The sequence below is a fragment of the Methylobacterium sp. E-046 genome (genome assembly GCF_022829625.1).
Classification (GTDB): Bacteria; Pseudomonadota; Alphaproteobacteria; order Rhizobiales; family Beijerinckiaceae; genus Methylobacterium; species Methylobacterium longum.
In genome coordinates this window covers 1-328 of the sequence record NZ_JAKSYP010000195.1, presented here as the reverse complement: position 1 = coordinate 328, position 328 = coordinate 1, and the positions used below count along the sequence as shown (strand labels likewise).

General features: G+C 64.9%; 1 protein-coding gene. It reads right to left on the bottom strand.

The genetic code is table 11. The annotated features are described in order from the left end of the window. Positions 1–126: 126 nt before the first annotated feature. The coding region (locus MKK82_RS20610; RefSeq protein ID WP_243986637.1) for a hypothetical protein at positions 127–328 on the bottom strand (202 nt) is incomplete at its 5' end.

Sequence of the window (328 nt, the reverse complement as noted above, 5' to 3'; positions counted from 1 at the left end):
ACGACGCCGGCGGCGCTGCACGCCGTGCAGGATCTAGCCGTGCACAGTCGGGGCGGTCGGATCGGATGGCATAGACGTCACCATAGGGCAACGCCTATGCCTTCGTGAGCTATGCCGCCTGGCCGGTCAAAACGGGGTGCGGTTCACCGCGTTGATGGCGGTCGGCGGCGAGTCCTGCTTTGAGAGCTTGTAGCGGGGGGTCTTCACGCCCGCGCGCTCAGCGACGGCCGCGACTCGCTTAGCGAAACCGCTCCCGACCTGTAGCTCGGGGTGGAAGATGTTGTTCTGGTAGAGTCGCGTGATCTTGGAGTTGATGGCGGCGAAAGCC